The 16948-nt window shown below is 41.7% G+C and carries 17 protein-coding genes and 3 pseudogenes; 14 read left to right on the forward strand and 6 right to left on the reverse strand.

Annotation, left to right across the window (positions count from 1 at the left end):
• Nucleotides 1-5: 5 nt before the first annotated feature.
• The 4 genes and pseudogenes from N596_RS09125 to N596_RS09135 form a co-directional block, all read right to left on the reverse strand.
• On the reverse strand, nucleotides 6-809 hold the full coding sequence (locus N596_RS09125; protein ID WP_023022258.1) for a PTS mannose/fructose/sorbose transporter subunit IIC: 804 nt from the start codon (nucleotides 807-809) through the stop codon (nucleotides 6-8).
• Between the two features lie 27 nt (nucleotides 810-836).
• Nucleotides 837-1826: a PTS sugar transporter subunit IIB gene (locus N596_RS09130; RefSeq protein ID WP_023022259.1), complete on the reverse strand. Its 990-nt coding sequence runs from the start codon at nucleotides 1824-1826 to the stop codon at nucleotides 837-839.
• A gap of 365 nt (nucleotides 1827-2191) precedes the next feature.
• A pseudogene (locus N596_RS09825) lies at nucleotides 2192-2278 on the reverse strand (alcohol dehydrogenase); the annotation flags it as partial.
• A gap of 259 nt (nucleotides 2279-2537) precedes the next feature.
• Nucleotides 2538-3350 carry a Cof-type HAD-IIB family hydrolase gene (locus N596_RS09135; protein ID WP_023022262.1) on the reverse strand — a complete coding sequence of 271 codons (813 nt, stop codon included), beginning with the start codon at nucleotides 3348-3350 and terminating at the stop codon, nucleotides 2538-2540.
• Nucleotides 3351-3613: 263 nt separating this feature from the next.
• On the opposite strand from N596_RS09135, the gene N596_RS09140 reads away from it, so the two are divergent.
• The 4 genes from N596_RS09140 to lytR all read left to right on the forward strand — a co-directional run bounded on the left by N596_RS09140 (nucleotide 3614) and on the right by lytR (nucleotide 7464).
• On the forward strand, nucleotides 3614-5035 hold the full coding sequence (locus tag N596_RS09140; RefSeq protein ID WP_023022264.1) for an NCS2 family permease: 1422 nt from the start codon (nucleotides 3614-3616) through the stop codon (nucleotides 5033-5035).
• Nucleotides 5036-5312: 277 nt separating this feature from the next.
• Nucleotides 5313-5762 (forward strand): tRNA (adenosine(37)-N6)-threonylcarbamoyltransferase complex ATPase subunit type 1 TsaE, encoded by a 450-nt coding sequence (tsaE, locus tag N596_RS09145; protein WP_042361452.1) that lies wholly within the window; start codon nucleotides 5313-5315, stop codon nucleotides 5760-5762.
• Nucleotides 5763-5764: 2 nt separating this feature from the next.
• A complete protein-coding gene (locus tag N596_RS09150) occupies nucleotides 5765-6298 on the forward strand; it encodes a GNAT family N-acetyltransferase (protein ID WP_023022268.1) in 534 nt (177 codons plus the stop codon).
• Nucleotides 6295-7464 (forward strand): glycopolymer--peptidoglycan transferase LytR, encoded by a 1170-nt coding sequence (gene lytR / locus N596_RS09155; RefSeq protein WP_023022270.1) that lies wholly within the window; start codon nucleotides 6295-6297, stop codon nucleotides 7462-7464. The genes N596_RS09150 and lytR overlap by 4 nt, the downstream gene beginning before the upstream one ends.
• Nucleotides 7465-7523: 59 nt before the next feature.
• Here lytR and N596_RS09160 read toward each other — a convergent pair whose 3' ends face one another.
• Both N596_RS09160 and N596_RS09165 read right to left on the reverse strand, forming a co-directional pair.
• Nucleotides 7524-7817, reverse strand: a complete 294-nt coding sequence (locus N596_RS09160; RefSeq protein ID WP_023022273.1) for a hypothetical protein — start codon at nucleotides 7815-7817, stop codon at nucleotides 7524-7526.
• A gap of 13 nt (nucleotides 7818-7830) precedes the next feature.
• Entirely contained in the window at nucleotides 7831-8244 is a 414-nt protein-coding gene (locus N596_RS09165) for an HIT family protein (RefSeq protein WP_023027711.1), read from the reverse strand.
• A gap of 67 nt (nucleotides 8245-8311) precedes the next feature.
• Here N596_RS09165 and N596_RS09170 point away from each other — a divergent pair, with 67 nt between their 5' ends.
• From N596_RS09170 to infB, 10 genes and pseudogenes are all read left to right on the forward strand, one after another.
• Nucleotides 8312-9043: an ABC transporter ATP-binding protein gene (locus tag N596_RS09170; RefSeq protein WP_023027712.1), complete on the forward strand. Its 732-nt coding sequence runs from the start codon at nucleotides 8312-8314 to the stop codon at nucleotides 9041-9043.
• Nucleotides 9040-10095, forward strand: coding sequence for an ABC transporter permease (locus tag N596_RS09175; protein WP_023027713.1), 1056 nt, complete (start codon nucleotides 9040-9042; stop codon nucleotides 10093-10095). The genes N596_RS09170 and N596_RS09175 overlap by 4 nt, the downstream gene beginning before the upstream one ends.
• A gap of 40 nt (nucleotides 10096-10135) precedes the next feature.
• Entirely contained in the window at nucleotides 10136-10930 is a 795-nt protein-coding gene (gene ccrZ, locus N596_RS09180) for a cell cycle regulator CcrZ (RefSeq protein ID WP_023022280.1), read from the forward strand.
• Nucleotides 10927-11562: a tRNA (guanosine(46)-N7)-methyltransferase TrmB gene (gene trmB / locus N596_RS09185; protein WP_023027714.1), complete on the forward strand. Its 636-nt coding sequence runs from the start codon at nucleotides 10927-10929 to the stop codon at nucleotides 11560-11562. The genes ccrZ and trmB overlap by 4 nt, the downstream gene beginning before the upstream one ends.
• Before the next feature lie 321 nt (nucleotides 11563-11883).
• On the forward strand, nucleotides 11884-12372 hold the full coding sequence (gene rimP, locus N596_RS09190; protein ID WP_081698240.1) for a ribosome maturation factor RimP: 489 nt from the start codon (nucleotides 11884-11886) through the stop codon (nucleotides 12370-12372).
• A gap of 45 nt (nucleotides 12373-12417) precedes the next feature.
• The gene (nusA, locus tag N596_RS09195; RefSeq protein ID WP_023022285.1) at nucleotides 12418-13563 is read left to right on the forward strand and encodes a transcription termination factor NusA; all 1146 of its coding nucleotides are present in this window, start codon (nucleotides 12418-12420) and stop codon (nucleotides 13561-13563) included.
• A 10-nt stretch (nucleotides 13564-13573) separates the two neighbouring features.
• Nucleotides 13574-13870, forward strand: coding sequence for an RNase P modulator RnpM (gene rnpM, locus N596_RS09200; RefSeq protein ID WP_006596879.1), 297 nt, complete (start codon nucleotides 13574-13576; stop codon nucleotides 13868-13870).
• Nucleotides 13863-14162: a YlxQ-related RNA-binding protein gene (locus N596_RS09205; protein WP_023022287.1), complete on the forward strand. Its 300-nt coding sequence runs from the start codon at nucleotides 13863-13865 to the stop codon at nucleotides 14160-14162. Before rnpM ends, N596_RS09205 begins: the two co-directional genes overlap by 8 nt.
• Before the next feature lie 31 nt (nucleotides 14163-14193).
• Nucleotides 14194-14268, forward strand: a pseudogene (locus tag N596_RS10445) (hypothetical protein); the annotation flags it as partial.
• Nucleotides 14269-14604: 336 nt separating this feature from the next.
• Nucleotides 14605-16902: pseudogene (infB, locus tag N596_RS09210) on the forward strand (translation initiation factor IF-2); the annotation flags it as partial.
• Nucleotides 16903-16948: the final 46 nt, after the last annotated feature.

Here is a 16948-nt window from a genome sequence, read left to right on the forward strand (position 1 = left end):
CTTTCTTAATAGTCTTCGAGAATATCGCCGATTGGGTCATTAGAAGTAGCGACTCCGCCACCTCCGTTGCCACCTTTCTTAGAAAGTGAAAGGTAAATCAAGGCAAGGGCAACACCAATCGCTCCAAGAGCAATCAAAGTTAATTCGCTGACGGCAGCAAGTGCAAAACCAATGGCAAAGAATGGCCAAACTTCACGGCTTGCCATCATGTTGATAACCATAGCATAACCAACGGCTACAACCATACCCCCACCGATTTGCATACCGTCTGACAACCAAGCAGGCATCGCTTCAAGCGCACCTTTAACAGTTTCAGCAGGGATCATCAACAAGAGGGCTGCAGGAATAGCGATACGAAGACCTTGAAGAAGAAGAGCTACAAAGTGAGCGCGTTCTACCCCTTTGATATCACCTTTTTTAGCAGCAGCATCGGCAGTGTGGACCAAACCAACAGAGAGAGTACGGACGATCATGGTCAAGAAAAGACCAGCGACTGCAAGTGGAATAGCCACACCTTGAGCCACAGCGATTCCTTTAGAGCTAAAGTCACCACCAAGAACCAAGATAATCGCAGCAGCGACAGATGCAAGAGCAGCATCGGGTGCAACGGCAGCTCCAATGTTTGCCCAGCCAAGTGCAAGTAATTGAAGGGAACCACCAAGCATCACACCGGCAGTCAAGTTACCTGTTACCAAACCGATTAAGGTACAAGCAACAAGTGGTTGGTGGAATTGGAATTGGTCAAGGATACCTTCAAGACCTGCTAAGAAGGCAACAACGACCACTAATACCATAGAAATAATAGACATGTTTAAAATCCTTTCGTAAGTAATCGATTATTGAACGTTAGCTTTGTTAATTAAGTCAAACAAATCTTTCTTAGAGTCATTTGGCACTTTACGGACATCAAATTCTACTCCAAGATCACGCATTTTTTCAAATGTAGCCACATCTTCTTTATCCATTGACAACACATTGTTAACCATGGTTTTACCAGTTGAGTGGGCCATTGAACCAACGTTCAAGGTTTTAATCGGAACACCACCTTCGATGGCACGAAGAGCATCCTGAGGTGTTTCAAATAAGATCAAAGCATGTGTTTCACCAAAGCGTGGATCTTTTGCGACGTCGATCAATTTTTGAATTGGGACTACGTTTGCTTTTACACCATTTGGTGCCGCCTGCTTAATCAACTCTTTACGGAGTTCATCTTTGGCAACTGAGTCTGAAGCAACGATAATGCGATCTGCTTTTGAATCAGGAGTCCAAGCAGTAGCGACTTGTCCATGAAGGAGACGAGTATCGAGACGAGCAAGGTTGATTTTGAGTTTGCCATCTCCAATCACTGTTCCCTCTGGAATAGCAGCTTGGGCAACAGGGGCAGCGGAAGCAGTGCTTGCTTCTTCGACAGGATTCAATTCTTCTGGAAGAGCTTTGATTCCATCTTTAGATTCTTTGATGATGTTTGCAGCGACTTGATCAACGCCTGCATTTGCATCCATCAAACGCTCTGTATAAGCTTGAATCAACATCGGAAGATTTAATCCAGTGATGATCGCAAATTTACGCTCTGGATTTTCTCCCATAACGCGACTCGCTTGGTTAAATGGAGAACCACTCCAAAGGTCAGCCAAAACCAAGATTTCATCTTCTGCATCAAATGCGGCAACAGCAGCATTGAATTTAGCATAGAGATCATCTGGGCCTTCACTTGGCATGAACGTAACCACTTGAACTTTCTCTTGATCCCCAAAGATCATCGAGCCGGATTGGTGGATTCCAGCTGCAAATTCACCGTGGCTAGCAATAATGATACCAATACTCATTATTGACATTCCTCCTTATAAAATTTGTTTGACTTTCAGTTTAAGAAAACTTTAAGCTTATCTATTATAAAACGTTTTCATGATAAAGTCAATTTTTCAGTACTAAATTAAAGGAAAAAGAAGAGCTTTAATATATTAAATAATTAACATTTATCTTTGGGTGTTAGCAGAGTTTTTCACTACAGAACTCGGAAGGCCTTTGGAAATCCTTGACAAAATGGGAGTGAAGGGGATTCGGAGTTTCTGAAATGATTAGTAGTCGGTTCTAAGGGGTAAAATAAAGATATAGAAACTCCTTTCAGGCCCTGCTTGTGAGAAACTAAAAAAGACCAGCCCAGTTGGACTAGTCTTGTAGATTCAGTTGTTTAGTTGGTGAAGTCAAGTACCATACGTCCTTGAATGGTTCCAGCTTCCATTTCGTCAAAGACTTTGACAGCATCTCCTACTGGACGTTAGAGACGGTAATAAAACGAGAAGTAAAATCACTAGAATCATTATCGTATGAAACGAGCTAGGCTCCTTTTTTATTTTTGTTATGTTAATTTTATCACAAACTTTATTGGTCAGTAAGCGTTTATATAGAAAATTTTCTGAAAATAAATTTGACCGGTTAAATAATTTTCGGAAAAGGATAGGCCCCTGTTTTCTTATTAAGTAAGAAAACAAAAAGCTTGAATCCCTTCTTGTAAAAGGTGATTCAAGCGGTTCGCTTTATAGGAAGAGTTTTTCTAGTTGACGAGCAACGCCGTCCTGATCATTGGTATAATCGGTTAGTTTATCCGCATAGGGGAGGAGGACAGGATTGGCATTTTTCATAGCATAACCAGTTCCTGCAAAAGCCAACATGTCTGTATCGTTTTGCTCATCCCCAAAAGCAATCAAGTCTTTCCGATCAAGTCCGTAAGTCTCGAGGAGATAGTTGAGGGCAAAAGCCTTATTGACCCCTTTTGGAGCGCACTCCAGAATATTGAGTGGCCCACCCCAACTATTGATTTCCAACTCATGATGGTAGTAGGCACGCATTTCTTCGGCTAAAGCATACTTATCTTCAGCGCGTGTTTGAAAGAGGATCGCATTCGGATTTTCGGTAACTTTGCGAGCTTCGAATTTTGTTTTGGAGGAGATTTTAGAAACCCCAAATAAGGCAGGATCAATAGTATGGTGGTAGGTATGGGTGACATAGAACTTATTGCGATACTCCCCTGCAATAAAGTCCGCCTGGATGTCATTTTCTCTCTCGACCATATCTAGGAGGTATTTTTTATCAAGGGTCATCGATAGTTCTTTCGACCATTTTTTATTTGGAATATGAGTGAGAGCACCGTTAAAGTTAATCATGGGACTCTCCAAACCCAATTCCTTATAGATATGATCTGCCATTCGATAGGGACGCCCAGTTGTAATAATGACCTGGTGGCCTTGTTCACTGATTTTCTGGATGGTTTCAATCGTATAGGGTGATAATTTACTCTCAGAATTTAATAAGGTGCCATCTAAATCGACAGCGATTAGTTTTTTATTCATAGGAAAAATCCTTTCATTTGTATGGTTTTTCGTACTCTAAACAAGGAATGTTTTATAGAGTAAAGAGCACCATATTTTAAGAAGAATGCTACCATTATACCAGATAAATAGGAAAATTTCAGTCTTTCGAATGGTAAAGGATGTGCCACGAAAGATTGTCCAGATGAATCGCTTGTAAAAGTGAATGATATTTGATAAAATATTGGTATTGTTCGTGATTGAATCGCGGACAGATTTATTTTTTTAAGGAGTTTATTGGAAAAATGGATAAGTTTTTCAAACTATCTGAACACGGAACGACGGTTCGTACAGAGGTATTAGCTGGTTTAACGACATTCTTTGCCATGTCTTATATCTTGTTTGTAAACCCTCAAATGCTTTCCCAAACAGGTATGCCTGCTCAAGGAGTATTTCTAGCAACCATTATTGGGTCAGTCGTTGGAACTCTCATGATGGCTTTCTATGCCAATCTACCTTATGCCCAAGCACCGGGGATGGGCTTGAATGCCTTCTTTACCTTTACAGTGGTATTTGGGATGGGCTATTCTTGGAAAGAAGCTTTGGGAATGGTCTTCATTTGCGGATTGATTTCCTTGGTTATCACATTAACTAATGTTCGGAAAATGATTATTGAGTCAATTCCAAATGCTTTGCGTTCAGCTATCTCTGCTGGTATCGGAATTTTCTTGGCCTATGTTGGAATTAAAAATGCTGGTCTGTTGAAGTTTTCGATTGATCCACATACCTATACAGTAGCAGGAGAAGGGGCTGATAAGGCAAATGCGGCGATTACAGCAAATTCTGCAGCGGTCCCAGGACTTGTTAATTTCAATAGTCCGACAGTCCTCCTTGCATTGGCTGGCTTAGCTATTACTGTTTTCTTTGTCATCAAGGGCATTAAAGGAGGGATTATCCTATCTATCCTTACGACAACAGTCCTCGCTATTGTATTTGGCATTGTTGATCTTTCAACGATTGACTTTGGTAGTACCCATCTTGGAGCAGCTGTCAATGATCTTGGGAAAATTTTTGGTGCTGCACTTGGTTCAGAAGGATTAGGTTCTTTGATTACCAATACTTCTCGTCTTCCTGAAACCTTGATGGCTATTCTCGCTTTCTCATTGACAGATATTTTTGATACTATTGGTACCTTGATTGGAACAGGTGAAAAAGTTGGTATTGTTGCCACAAATGGTGAAAATCACCAATCCGCTAAATTGGATAAAGCCCTTTATTCAGATCTCGTAGCGACATCTGTTGGTGCAATTGCGGGTACTTCGAATGTGACAACTTATGTTGAGTCAGCTGCGGGTATTGGAGCTGGTGGACGGACTGGTCTGACAGCCCTCGTAGTAGCTCTTTGTTTTGCTGTGTCAAGTATTTTTAGTCCCCTTCTTGCCATTGTGCCAACTGCAGCGACAGCACCAATTTTGATTATCGTTGGGATCATGATGTTAAGTAGCTTGAAAAACATCCATTGGGATGATATGGCAGAAGCTGTACCAGCCTTCTTCACTTCTATCTTTATGGGATTCAGCTATTCAATCACAAATGGGATTGCAGCAGGTTTCATCACTTATACAGTAACCAAACTTGTCAAAGGTGAAGCCAAAGAGGTTCACAGTATGATTTGGATTTTAGATGCTTTGTTTATCCTGAACTTTATCAGTATGGCCTTGCACTAAAATGAGAACTGAGGGAAGAGAGTGGGACAGAAATCGGTCATTCGTTAGAATTCGATTTCGTCGTCCCACCTCCGCACAGTTGAGTAGGGATGTAAAAGCTGATGAAATCAGCCTAGTAGAGCCCACTCAACCACTGCGTCTTGCTCGACAATCCAAAGACAATTGAGAGGCTAGGACTTTTGTCCCAGCCTCTTCTTTTTATTGTCTCAAGTGAGGTAGAAGGATGATTGACGAAAAATGGTGGGCAAGAATCAATTATTTTTGGTATAATGGTGGAATGAAAAGTCAAAATGAACAAGAGTTAATTGCCCTTGGGAAACAGTTGGGTCAACAATTAGAAAAACAGGATGTAGTGATTCTGACTGGAGATCTGGGGGCAGGGAAAACAACCTTTACAAAAGGCCTTGCTCAAGGTTTGGACATTCGTCAGATGATCAAAAGTCCTACTTATACTATCGTGAGAGAATATGAAGGTCGCTTGCCTTTGTATCACCTGGATGTCTATCGTATAGGGGACGATCCAGATTCGATTGATTTGGATGACTTTTTGTTTGGTGAAGGGGTTACCGTCATTGAGTGGGGAGAGTTGCTAGAGACCAGTCTTCCTGCTGGATATTTAAAGGTTGAATTGCTCAAGGATGGTGACGGACGCGAGATACGCTTGTCAGCTGTCGGGGAACGTGCAGAACAATTAAGGGAGTCATTTCTGACTTCTGTAGGAGCTTGAAGATGGAACAGGTACTAGATCTCTTTTTGAAAGAGGCTGAAGTGTCGGATGCACAGTCTTTACTCGACTTTTTTAAAGATGTAGCGACTGAATCTGATTTTACGACCTTATCTTCAGAAGGACTTGGGATGACCAAGCAAGAGTTGGAAATGTATGCAAAAAAACAAGCACAAACAGACAATCAATTATGTCTTTTGTTATACTTGGGTGAGGATCTAGTAGGTGTCTTAAATATTGTCGCGGATCAAAACAAGGCTTTGCGTCATATTGGAGATCTCTTTATTGTTATTCGGAAGGCATACTGGAATAAAGGCTTAGGTCGCCTTCTTCTAGAAGAAGGAATCGCATGGGCAGAAGGGACCAACCTCCTTCGGAAGTTAGAACTCAGTGTCCAAGTTCGAAATGAACGGGCTATCCATCTTTATCAAACGCTAGGATTTGAAATTGAAGGCCTCCGAAAGAGAGGCGTATACAAGGAAGGGGAATATCTGGATGTTTACCTAATGGGCAAACTGATAGATGGACAGAATCAATGATTAAAAAAATTCTATTAATGTTTTTTAGTTTGTTAGCAGTAACGACGATTGGGATTGGGGCGTACGGGCTGACCATCCTTAATCAGTCGACAAATGCGTTGAGTAAGACCTATAAAGGAATCGGCGGTGAAAACAATGTCATTGCAGAAAACAAACCAATGACCATCTTGCTCATGGGGGTCGATACTGGATCAGGCTCACGAGAGGATCAGTGGGTAGGAAACAGTGATACCATGATCCTGGTGACGGTGAATCCACAAACGAGTGAGACAACGATTATGAGTTTGGAACGGGATATCTTAACCAATATTACGCAGGATGGAGAAACGGTTCAAGCTAAGCTGAACGCAGCTTATGCTCAAGGTGGGGCCGAGTTGGCCATTGAAACCATCCAAGATTTGATGAATATTCATATTGACCGTTATGCGATGATTAATATGAAAGGCCTAGTCCAACTGGTTGATAAGGTCGGCGGAATAACGGTAAACAATCCATTTGATTTCGATATTTCGATTGAAGAAAATGAACCGGAGTATACAGCTAAAATTCCACCTGGTCGTCAAGAAATTGACGGAGAACAAGCGTTAGTATACTCACGGATGCGTTATCAAGATCCAGAAGGAGACTATGGTCGTCAAAAACGTCAACGAGAAGTCATCGAAAAGATCATCAAGAAAATATTGACTTTGGATGGTCTGAGCAATTATCAAGGAATTATTGAAGCGGTTAGTGATAATATGCAGACCAATATCTCCTTGGATACGGATAGTTTGATGCAGTTGATGGGCTATCGAGATGCCTTGAAGAACATTCGTATGGAACAGTTGAAAGGTGAAGATGCTACCCTTGCCGATGGCGGAAGTTACCAAATTGTTACTTCAGAACACCTGTTGAAGATGCAGAATATACTGCGTAAAAGTCTTGGTTTATCGCCTTTGCGCAAGCTTAAAACGAGTGCTGTTTTATTAGATGGAGACGAAGCTAGTGGAACTGTTTCATCAGAAAGTGGTGAAGCTTCAGTAGAATCGAGCCAGGATACTGGTGGAGGATATTATGAACCTTCCTATGTTCCAGAAACTACTGTAAGCTCAGAAGCAATTACACAATACCAACCGGCAGTGACTCCTTCTACGGATACAACAGTAGCTGGTGATGGAGGAAACTAAATCATTTCTCTTCTAAAAATAAAAAGGTTTTGAGACGACTGTCTCAAAACCTTTTTTGCTTATTCGTGATTTGATTTCTCAGACCAAATAGTTTGGATTTGTTCTACAGAAGCATTGGCTTGCTGAGAGAAGACCCTTGCTTTATAGGAAAAGTCTTCCAGTAATTGATTTAAAAGGACTCTTTGATCTTGGATGATTTCAATATTTTTTTTGATGTTAGAAAGGTTTGATTGGATTCCTTCGGTTAGTTGTTTGGTTTCACTGAATTCATTTTTCAGAGGTTCGCGATTTTTAACAAGCTGATAGCTGATGGTTGCTCCAGTCGCAAACCAAAATAGATCTCTTAATTTCATAGTAAGCTCCTTTTTAATGGTTTGAGATATCCTTGGCTAATTGGACAAGGTGATTAAAATCGGGTTCATGGGCAATGAAATCAATCTTTAAGTCGTCATCTTGAGAGTAGCGTGGAAGAATATGGACATGGGTATGGAAGACAGATTGTCCTGCGATTTCTTCCATATTACTAATGATATTCATCCCTTGAGGTTGCGTAGCACTTTCAACTTTTTTGGTGACTGTTGAAACGACGTTAAAGAGATCAGCCGTTTCATCTGGTGTCATTTCCAACAGATTGCGGGCATGTTTTTTTGGAATCACAAGGGTATGGCCTGGAGTGACCTGGGAGATATCTAAAAAAGCAAGAAAATGGTCATCTTCGTAGACCTTAGAAGCAGGAATGTCTCCAGAAACAATCTTACAAAAAATACAATCCGAAACCATAAATATACCTCAATTTAGCTAGATTTTGTTATAATATAAGAACATTATACCAGAAAGCAAAGAAAATATGTTAGAAATAAAAAACCTGACAGGAGGCTATGTCAATATCCCTGTCTTAAAAGATGTTAGTTTTGAGGTTGGCGATGGCCAATTAATTGGATTGATCGGCTTGAATGGGGCAGGGAAATCAACGACCATTAATGAAATTATTGGTCTCCTGCGTCCCTATGCTGGTGAAATCCGGATTGATGACTTGACTCTAGTTGCTTCTCCAAGTGCTTATCGTCAAAAAATTGGTTATATCCCAGAAACCCCTAGCCTTTATGAAGAGTTAACCTTGCGTGAGCATATTGAAACAGTAGCTATGGCCTATGATTTGGATCAAGAAGCTGTTTTTGCGCGTGTAACTCCTCTCTTGAAACAATTTCGACTAGAGGAAAAATTGGATTGGTTTCCTGTCCATTTTTCTAAGGGGATGAAACAAAAGGTCATGATCATTTGTGCCTTTGCTGTGGATCCAAGTTTGTTTATTGTGGATGAGCCCTTTTTAGGCTTAGATCCAGTTGCAATCTCAGATTTAATTCAACTATTGAATGCAGAGAAAGAAAAAGGAAAATCTATTTTAATGAGTACCCATGTTCTGGATTCTGCTGAAAAAATGTGTGATGCCTTTGTCATCCTCCATAAGGGACAGGTCCGTGCCCAGGGGACTTTAGAGGAATTGCGAAAAGAGTTTGGAATGGCAGATGCGGATTTGAATGAGATTTACCTTGCACTAACAAAAGAGGCTGACCGATGATAGAAGTACTAAAAAAGAGGAAAGCGAGCTTTCGCAATCAGTGTTTGAAATATTCTCGCTATGTGTTTAATGATCACTTTGTTCTCTTTCTCTTGATTTTTCTAGGTTTTTTAGCAGTTCAGTACAGCCAATTTTTGCGCTCTCTACCAGAAGATAAGAGCCTTCTCCTCCTTGTACTTGTCCTAGCTCCCTTTCTCCTGCTTCCTGTTGGTTCAATCGCAACCTATGTTGAGAAGCCAGACATGATTTTCCTCCTAGTAAAAGAAGAGGAATTGAAGGGCTATTTGAAACAACAAACCTTACGAGCGACTATTTTCTGGGGAATTGTGCAAACCTTTGTGCTTGTCCTGTTTGTCCCTTTGGCTCTGGCTTTAGGACTGTCTCTTGCCATTGTAGGGGTTTATTTGGTTGCTCTCTTTCTCTTGAAAGTTCTTGTTTTTCAAGGGAAGGGGAAAAGATTCTATAACCAGGCGGGTCTTGATTGGAAGCGAATCGTAGAGCTTGAAAACCTGAGAAAGCAAAGTATTCTAAGGTTTTTTGCCCTTTTTACAACAGTAAAAGGAATGACTAATAGCGTAAAACGGCGGGCTTATTTAGATAAGCTGACAAAAATGGTTCCGAAAGTCAGCGACAAGACCTGGAACAACTTGTATCTCCGTTCTTATCTCAGAAATGGGGATCTGTTTTCCATGAGCCTGCGTCTATTAGGACTATCAATAGCGGTCTTTCTCTTCATCCCGCAAACACTAGTAGCAGTGGCTGTCACTGGGCTCTTGAATTATTTACTTGTTTTTCAATTGCTTGGACTCTACAAGGCCTTTGACTATCAATATTTAACGCGACTTTTCCCCTTGGAAAATCGTGCTAAGACACGAGGGCTTCTTCAAACAGTTCAATCGGTGACTTTGTTTGTGGCTCTCATCGAGGGAGGCCTAGGATTGGTGGTCTTTGAAGACAAACTTCTTGTCTTGGCCTTGCTAGCTTTCACAGCCTTTTTAGCCTATGTTTATGCACCTTTCAAGGTGAGACGATTAGTTGACGAAACGCCTTAAAATTAGTAAAATAGATGGGAAACTTTTTACGGAGGAATAGATGGACTCGAACGAAAAAGAGCTAACGTTGACCCCAATTGCTGGTAAAAGCGGGAAAGCCTTTATGGGGACTTATCCGGATGGGGGGAAAGTATTTGTCAAAATGAATACAACTCCAATATTAGCGGGGCTAGCTAAAGAACAAATTGCTCCACAACTCTTATGGAGCCGACGCTTACCTGACGGAAATGTGATGAGCGCACAAGAATGGTTAAATGGAGAAATTTTAACTCCAAATGGGATGGGGAAAAAGCAAGTGGTTCATATCCTGACTCGTTTGCACCGTTCACGCCCCTTGATGACACAATTGAGAAAATTGGGCTACACGGCTGAATCTCCGCTGGATTTATTGAATTCTCTGAGCAGTCAGTTGCCAATTGCTTTGCGTCAAAACAATTATTTGCAATCTGTGTTAAAGAGTTTACGACAGACTGTTCCAGCTTTTCGAGAAGATTATGCGACCATTGTTCATGGAGATGTACGCCACAGTAACTGGATTGAAACGGACAGTGGATTCATCTACTTGGTTGATTGGGATTCTGTCCGCTTGACAGATCGGATGATGGATGTGGCCCATGTTTTAAGTCACTACATTCCAGACTCTCAGTGGCAGGATTGGCTGGTCTATTACGGCTATAAGTACAACGAAACTGTATTTGGTAAATTGTACTGGTTTGGTCAATACTCTTTCCTTTGTCAGATTGTAAAATACTATGAAAATAATGATTTAGAGAATGTTAACCGGGAAATTTATGCCTTGCGTAATTTCCGGTCAAAATATGGGAAAGAAGCATGAGAGTTAGAAACCGCAAAGGTGCAACCGAATTATTAGAAGCCAATCCGCAATATGTCATTTTGAAACCAGAAGAAGCCAAAGGGAAGTGGCATGAGATTTTTGGAAATGACCATCCGATTCATATTGAAGTGGGAAGCGGTAAAGGAGCCTTTATCACTGGAATGGCCAAACAAAATCCAACTATCAACTATATTGGGATTGATATTCAAAAATCGGTATTAAGCTACGCTTTGGACAAGGTGTTAGAAGCCGACGTTCCGAATATCAAGTTGCTTTGGGTAGATGGGGATAGCCTCACCAATTACTTTGAAGATGGCGAGATTGATCAATTGTATCTCAACTTCTCAGATCCTTGGCCGAAGAAACGTCATGAAAAACGTCGCTTAACTTATAAGAGTTTCTTAGATACCTTCAAACAGATTTTGCCAGAGTATGGGGAGATTCATTTTAAGACGGACAATCGAGGACTCTTTGAATATAGTTTGGTGAGTTTTTCTCAATACGGAATGACTTTAAAGGGTGTCTGGTTAGATCTTCATGCGAGTGATTTTGAGGGCAATGTCATGACCGAATATGAAAAGAAATTCTCAAGTAAGGGTCAGGTTATTTATCGAGTTGAAGCACAATTTTAAAGTCTAGATAAGGATTAAGGAGGCTGGGACAAAAGTCCTAGCCTCTCAATTGTCTTTGGATTGTCGAGCAAGACGCAGTGGTTGAGTGGGCTCTACTAGGCTGATTTCAGCAGCTTTTATAGCCCTACTCAACTGTGCGGAGGTGCGACGACGAAATCGAATTCTAACGAATGACCGATTTCTATCCCACTCTCGTTTTTCTTTTTGATGATAGCTGTAAGAATGAGGAAGGCGAAATTCTTGCATTTCGACGGAACTTGTGCTAAAATGTTTAAAATGAATAGAAAAGGAGAGGCGAAGACATATCTTCGCCTCTTATCTGTGAGGAGGTGTTGTCCTATCGCAACAATTGTTGAATTAGTAACAGAAATTATTGAACCGGTCATCCAAGCTCCCTTTGAATTAGTGGATGTTGAATATGAAAAGGTTGTAGGAGATTATGTTCTAAGTATCTTTGTTGATAAGCCAGGTGGTATTACCCTGAACGATACAGCAGATTTAACAGAAGTGATTAGTCCTCTGTTGGATCAGATTCAACCAGATCCATTCCCGGAACAGTACTTCCTAGAAGTGACGAGTCCTGGTTTGGAGCGTCCCTTAAAAACCAAAGATGCAGTGGAAAAAGCTCTGGGTCAATATATCCATGTCAGCTTGTACAAGGCAGTTGACAAACAAAAGGTTATTGAAGGAACACTCGTTAAGTTCGAAGATGACCAATTGACCATGGAATACATGGACAAAACCAGAAAGAAAACCATTGAAATCCCCTATAGTCTTGTATCGAAAGCAAGATTAGCTGTCAAATTATAGCAGAAAAGAAAGGAAGGCTCTTAGTAGCTTAAGAGCAAGAAAAGAATGAGTAAAGAAATGCTAGATGCTTTTCGCATCTTAGAAGAAGACAAAGGAATCAAAAAAGAAGATATCATTGAAGCTGTCACAGAATCATTGCGTTCAGCTTACCGGAGACGGTATGGCCAAGCCGAGAGTGCTGCTATCGAGTTTAATGAAAAGACTGGTGACTTCCGTGTTTATACCGTTCGTGAAGTAGTAGACGAAGTTTTTGATAGCCGGTTAGAAATTAGTTTGAAAGATGCTCTTGCAATTAGCTCTGCCTATGAATTGGGAGACAAAATCAAATTTGAAGAGGCTCCTGCTGAGTTTGGCCGTGTCGCAGCACAATCTGCCAAACAAACCATCATGGAAAAAATGCGCAAGCAAACTCGTGCGATTACCTATAACACTTATAAAGAACATGAAAATGAAATTATGAGTGGAACTGTGGAGCGTTTTGATAATCGCTTTATCTATGTGAATTTAGGATCTATCGAAGCTCAATTGTCTAAACAAGATCAAATTCCAGGAGAAGTTTTCCAATCTCATGATCGCATCGAAGTATTTGTCTACAAAGTAGAAGACAATCCTCGTGGGGTGAACGTATTCGTAAGCCGTAGCCATCCAGAAATGATCAAACGTTTAATGGAGCAAGAAATTCCGGAAGTTTACGATGGAACGGTTGAAATCATGAGCGTAGCGCGTGAAGCTGGCGACCGGACCAAAGTTGCTGTTCGTAGCCATAATCCAAACGTGGATGCGATTGGAACCATCGTTGGTCGTGGTGGATCGAATATTAAAAAGATCACCAGCAAGTTCCACCCAGCTCGCTATGATCAGAAATTGGATCGTATGGTTCCAACAGAAGAAAATATTGATGTCATTGAGTGGGTCCCAGATCCAGCAGAATTTATCTACAATGCCATTGCTCCTGCTGAGGTCGATCAAGTTATCTTTGACGAAGAAGACAGCAAACATGCCCTTGTGGTAGTGCCAGATAGCAAACTATCTCTTGCGATCGGTCGTCGGGGTCAAAACGTACGCTTGGCGGCTCACTTAACTGGCTACCGGATTGATATCAAATCAGCTAGTGAGTACGAAGAAATGGAAGCAAGTCAAGAACCTGCTTTTGAAGAAGTAGAAAGTGATTTGGATTCTGTAGACGAATAGGGAGGGAATCATGGTAAAGACAAGAAAAATCCCTTTACGCAAGTCTGTTGTTTCAAACGAGGTCATCGATAAACGAGATCTCTTGCGAATCGTAAAAAATAAAGAAGGTCAAGTTTTTATCGATCCGACTGGGAAAGCAAATGGTCGTGGTGCTTATATCAAACTGGATAATGAGGAAGCACTTCAAGCTAAAAAGAAGAAAGTCTTCAATCGCAGCTTTAGCATGGAAGTGGATGAAGCTTTTTACGACGAATTGATTGCTTATGTGGATCATAAGGTGAAGAGAAGAGAGTTAGGCCTTGAATAAGCAAAAAGTCAGTAATTTATTGGGATTGGCTCAGCGAGCAGGGAAAATTATCTCTGGGGAAGAATTGGTTATCAAGTCTGTTCAAGAAGGAAAGACTTGCTTAGTTTTTCTAGCAGATGATGCCGCTCCCAATCTTACAAAAAAAATCACAGATAAATGCCACTATTATGGCGTTCCGGTATTAACCGTGTTTTCAACACTAGAATTAAGCACTGCCATTGGTCGCTCACGAAAGGTTGTGGCCGTGACAGATGCTGGATTTTCAAAGAAAATGAGGTCTCTTATGGAATAGAAGAGGAGGACAGCAATTGTCTAAGAAAAGATTGTATGAGATTGCCAAAGAACTAGGCAAGGAAAGTAAAGAAGTCGTCACACGTGCGAAAGAATTAGGGTTGGAGGTAAAGAGTCACGCTTCTAGTATTGAAGGTGAAGCTGTTGAGCGTTTGGTGAATAGTTTTGCATCAAAGGCTCCTCAAACTCCTAAAGTGACGGAAGAAAAACAAGTAAAAGTTGTGCCGGTTGCAAAAGAACCCGTTGCAAACAATACAGAAAAAACAACTGAAACAGCTGTAGCACCTGTTGTGAAGCCAAAGAGTCGTAATTTCAAGGCGGAACGTGAAGCCCGTGCGAAAGAGCAAGCTGAACGTCGTCAACAACAAGGAAATCGACCTAAAAAACAACAAAACGACCGTCGGGACGGAGATCGTTTCCAAAATCGCAATGAGCGAAAGAATCAAGGGAATGACCGTCGAAATCAAGGGAATGATCGTCGTCGCGATCAAGCTGGAAATGGTCAAGGACGTCCAAATCCAGTAAACGGTGCACCCAAGATTGATTTCAAAGCCCGTGCTGCAGCATTAAAGGCAGAGCAAAATGCGGAATATGCACGTGGTAGTGAAGAACGCTACAAGCAAAACCAGGCAGCCAAGGTTGAGCAAGAACGACAACAACGTCGTAAGCGCGAAGAAGTGGTTGCCACTGAAGTTGTCGCTTCACAACCAAAGGCGGAGCCAGTGAAAGCAACTCCAGTAGCGAGTCCAAGTCCTGCAGCAGTTGATACACGTCGGAAAAAGCAAGCTAGACCAGACAAAAAACGTGAAGATTTTGATCGTGAAGAAGATGGTCCAAGAAAACAACAAAAGAATCGAAGTAGTCAAAACCAAGTGAGAAATCAAAGAAATAGTAACTGGAATAACAACAAAAAGAATAAAAAAGGAAAGAATAACCGCAATGAAGCTCCAAAACCAGTAACAGAGCGTAAATTCCATGAGTTGCCAAGTGAATTGGAGTACACAGATGGAATGACGGTTGCGGAAATCGCAAAACGGATTAAGCGTGAGCCGGCAGAAATCGTTAAGAAGCTCTTCATGATGGGCGTGATGGCGACACAAAACCAATCTTTGGATGGCGATACCATTGAACTTCTGTTAGTGGATTATGGAATTGAAGCTAAGAAAAAGGTTGAAGTGGATAATGCGGATATCGAGCGCTTCTTCGTCGAAGATGGTTATTTGAATCCAGATAAATTGGTGGAGCGTCCACCAGTTGTTACCATTATGGGACACGTTGACCATGGTAAAACAACCCTTTTGGATACCCTTCGTAACTCACGGGTTGCGACAGGAGAAGCCGGTGGGATCACCCAGCATATCGGAGCCTACCAAATCATGGAAAACGGCAAGAAGATTACCTTCTTGGATACACCTGGACACGCAGCCTTCACCTCTATGCGGGCACGTGGTGCATCTGTTACCGATATTACCATCTTGGTCGTAGCAGCGGATGACGGGGTTATGCCTCAGACGATTGAAGCCATTAACCACTCAAAAGCGGCTAACGTTCCAATTATCGTTGCCATTAACAAGATTGATAAACCAGGTGCCAATCCAGAACGTGTTATTGGAGAATTGGCAGAACACGGCGTTATGTCAACTGCTTGGGGTGGAGATTCTGAATTTGTAGAAATCTCAGCCAAGTTCAACCAAAACATCGATGAGTTGTTGGAAACGGTCCTTCTTGTAGCTGAAATCCAAGAACTCAAGGCAGACCCAACAGTCCGTGCTATTGGTACCGTTATCGAAGCGCGTTTGGATAAAGGAAAAGGTGCGGTTGCAACTCTTCTTGTGCAACAAGGTACTTTGAATGTCCAAGATCCAATCGTTGTCGGGAATACTTTCGGGCGTGTCCGTGCCATGACCAATGACCTTGGACGTCGGGTTAAGGTTGCAGGTCCTTCCACACCAGTTTCGATTACTGGTCTAAACGAAGCGCCGATGGCGGGTGACCATTTTGCGGTTTATGAAGATGAAAAATCAGCGCGTGCAGCGGGTGAAGAACGTGCCAAACGTGCCCTCTTGAAACAACGGCAAGCAACTAATCGTGTCAGCCTTGAAAACCTCTTTGATACTTTGAAGGCTGGTGAAGTGAAATCTGTTAATGTCATTATCAAGGCTGATGTACAAGGTTCGGTTGAAGCCCTTGCTGCTTCCCTTCAAAAGATTGAAGTAGAAGGTGTCAAGGTTACCATCGTTCACTCAGCGGTTGGTGCTATCAACGAATCAGACGTTACCCTCGCAGAAGCTTCAAATGCCTTCATCATTGGATTTAACGTCCGCCCTACTCCTCAAGCGCGTCAGCAAGCTGAAGCTGATGAGGTAGAAATCCGTCTTCACTCAATCATCTACAAAGTGATTGAAGAAATGGAAGATGCCATGAAGGGAATGTTGGATCCTGAGTTTGAAGAGAAAGTCATCGGGGAAGCGGTTATTCGTGAAACCTTCAAAGTCTCTAAAGTGGGTACCATTGGTGGATTTATGGTCCTCAGTGGTAAGGTCACTCGTGATTCCAAAGTTCGTGTCATTCGTGACGGTGTCGTGATTTATGATGGCGCTCTTGCTAGCTTGAAACATTATAAAGATGATGTCAAAGAAGTAACCAACGGTCGCGAAGGTGGATTGATGATCGAAGGCTACAATGATATCAAGACGGATGATACCATCGAAGCTTACATCATGGAAGAAATTAAAAAATAAACTGTTAACTAGGAAAGAAGAGAAGAAATCTCCCATTTCCTAGTTT

It is taken from the genome of Streptococcus ilei, assembly GCF_000479335.1.
Classification (GTDB): domain Bacteria; phylum Bacillota; class Bacilli; order Lactobacillales; family Streptococcaceae; genus Streptococcus; species Streptococcus ilei.

Excerpts from the sequence above, each read along its gene's own strand:
- N596_RS09125 (WP_023022258.1), bottom strand. The coding sequence starts at position 809 with ATGTCTATTATTTCTATGGTATTAGTGGTCGTTGTTGCCTTCTTAGCA.
- N596_RS09130 (WP_023022259.1), bottom strand. The coding sequence starts at position 1,826 with ATGAGTATTGGTATCATTATTGCTAGCCACGGTGAATTTGCAGCTGGA.
- N596_RS09135 (WP_023022262.1), bottom strand. The coding sequence starts at position 3,350 with ATGAATAAAAAACTAATCGCTGTCGATTTAGATGGCACCTTATTAAAT.
- N596_RS09140 (WP_023022264.1), top strand. The coding sequence starts at position 3,614 with ATGGATAAGTTTTTCAAACTATCTGAACACGGAACGACGGTTCGTACA.
- tsaE (WP_042361452.1), top strand. The coding sequence starts at position 5,313 with ATGAAAAGTCAAAATGAACAAGAGTTAATTGCCCTTGGGAAACAGTTG.
- N596_RS09150 (WP_023022268.1), top strand. The coding sequence starts at position 5,765 with ATGGAACAGGTACTAGATCTCTTTTTGAAAGAGGCTGAAGTGTCGGAT.
- lytR (WP_023022270.1), top strand. The coding sequence starts at position 6,295 with ATGATTAAAAAAATTCTATTAATGTTTTTTAGTTTGTTAGCAGTAACG.
- N596_RS09160 (WP_023022273.1), bottom strand. The coding sequence starts at position 7,817 with ATGAAATTAAGAGATCTATTTTGGTTTGCGACTGGAGCAACCATCAGC.
- N596_RS09165 (WP_023027711.1), bottom strand. The coding sequence starts at position 8,244 with ATGGTTTCGGATTGTATTTTTTGTAAGATTGTTTCTGGAGACATTCCT.
- N596_RS09170 (WP_023027712.1), top strand. The coding sequence starts at position 8,312 with ATGTTAGAAATAAAAAACCTGACAGGAGGCTATGTCAATATCCCTGTC.
- N596_RS09175 (WP_023027713.1), top strand. The coding sequence starts at position 9,040 with ATGATAGAAGTACTAAAAAAGAGGAAAGCGAGCTTTCGCAATCAGTGT.
- ccrZ (WP_023022280.1), top strand. The coding sequence starts at position 10,136 with ATGGACTCGAACGAAAAAGAGCTAACGTTGACCCCAATTGCTGGTAAA.
- trmB (WP_023027714.1), top strand. The coding sequence starts at position 10,927 with ATGAGAGTTAGAAACCGCAAAGGTGCAACCGAATTATTAGAAGCCAAT.
- nusA (WP_023022285.1), top strand. The coding sequence starts at position 12,418 with ATGAGTAAAGAAATGCTAGATGCTTTTCGCATCTTAGAAGAAGACAAA.
- rnpM (WP_006596879.1), top strand. The coding sequence starts at position 13,574 with ATGGTAAAGACAAGAAAAATCCCTTTACGCAAGTCTGTTGTTTCAAAC.